The 1,486-nt window shown below is 74.7% G+C and carries 2 protein-coding genes; both read left to right on the top strand.

Annotation, left to right across the window (positions count from 1 at the left end; translation table 11 throughout):
* A partial coding sequence (locus V7Q31_RS13375; RefSeq protein WP_333834365.1) for an aspartate/glutamate racemase family protein occupies positions 1-468 on the top strand: 468 nt, incomplete at its 5' end.
* 11 nt (positions 469-479) lie between these two features.
* On the top strand, positions 480-1,247 hold the full coding sequence (locus tag V7Q31_RS13370) for a hypothetical protein (RefSeq protein WP_333834364.1): 768 nt from the start codon (positions 480-482) through the stop codon (positions 1,245-1,247).
* The last annotated feature ends 239 nt before the right edge of the window (positions 1,248-1,486 follow it).

The raw sequence follows: 1,486 nt of genomic DNA, 5'->3' as shown, positions 1-1,486 counted from the left end.
TGCGCGGCGATCGCGCAACGCACCGGCGCGAAGGCATGCAGCGCGGTGCTGGCGCTCAACGCGCTCATCGCGACGACGCCGAACCGCCGCTTCGCGCTGGTGACGCCCTACACCGAGGACGTGCAGCGCAAGATCATCGCCAACTATGCGGCGCAGGGCTGGACGGTGGTCTCGGAGGCGCATTTCGGCGTCGCCGACAACTACGCCTTCGCCGACATCGCGGAGCCTGACGTCATGGCGGCCTGCCGCCGGGTCGCCGCCGCGCGGCCAGAGGCCATCGTGGTCATGTGCACCAACATGCGCGGCGCGACGCTGGCCGAGGCGGTGGAGGCGGAACTGGGCGTGCCCCTGTTCGACAGCGCCTCCGCCACGGTATGGGCCGCCCTGCGCCTCGCAGGCGCCGATCTGTCCGGCGTCTCGGGCTGGGGGCGCTGGCTGCGCGAGGCGCCGGGCGCCGCGGCGGCCTGAGCCGCCGGCCCGTGACGGAGACGCCGCTCCTGGCGCTCGCCCTGCGCGCCGTGGCCACGACGGGCTTCGTTCTTGGCATGGGTTGGCTCGTCGCCTTCGCCCGGCCGCGGATCGCCGCCGCCGCGGTTGGGATGCCTGTGGTGATCGGCCCGGGCTTTCTCGTGCTGGCGCTGGAGCGCGATGTGGCCTTTTTCACGGCCGCCGCCGAGGCGGGTCTCGGCGCCATGGCGGCCACCGTCGCCTTCGTCGGCTGCGCGGCGGCGCTGGGACGACGCCTCGCCCCGCCCCTCGCCGTTGCGGGCGGGCTACTGGCCTGGGCCGCGGCCATAGCGGCGGTCGCGCCGCTCGAAGGGCTCGGCGCCAACTGCATCGCCTTTCTGGCCGCCTACGCCCTGCTGACCCGCCTCGCGCCGCCGGCCGTTGGGCGAAAGCGGGGAACGTGGCGACGCGGGCGCGAGTTGCTCCGGGCCGCGGCCGCGGGCGCCTTGGTGGCGGCGGTCACCGCGCTGGCCGGCTTGCTCGGGGCGGGGCTCGCGGGGGCGCTGCTCGCCCTGCCCGTCGGGCTGATCGTCATCGCCTTCTCTGTCCTCAGCGACAGCGCGCCGGAGGCGGCCGCTGCGATTCTGGCCGCGGCGGCGCGGGGCACGCTGGCCCTTGCGGTCTTCTGCGCCGTCGCGGCCGCCGCCGCTGACGCGACCGGCATGCTCGTCGCCGTGGCGGCCGCGACGTTATGCTCCGTGGCGACGGCATCTTTGCTGGCCGCGTTTGGGCGCAAGTGAGCCGCGCGGTCGGTATCGCCGCCCGGGCCGGGTATTCGCGACGGTGCGCACCCACCCTCCAGTCACCCGCCTTTGCCGAGGGACGAGCGCAGTGCAAGCAATGGCTGCGGCACGCGGCGCGGGAAGCGCGTTGTTTCTCGGGAGGCGCCGACGATGTCCGGCGCGCGCTCCGCGGGGACCTTTCCGAAGTTGGGGGTGTAGCTCAACGAGCCGATGTCAGGCATCCCGGCGCACCAGCG

It is taken from the genome of Rubrimonas sp. (genome assembly GCF_036788415.1).
Taxonomy (GTDB): Bacteria; Pseudomonadota; Alphaproteobacteria; order Rhodobacterales; family Rhodobacteraceae; genus Rubrimonas.
The sequence above is the reverse complement of the archived record's forward strand: the minus strand, read 5'-3'. Positions and strand labels throughout refer to the sequence as shown.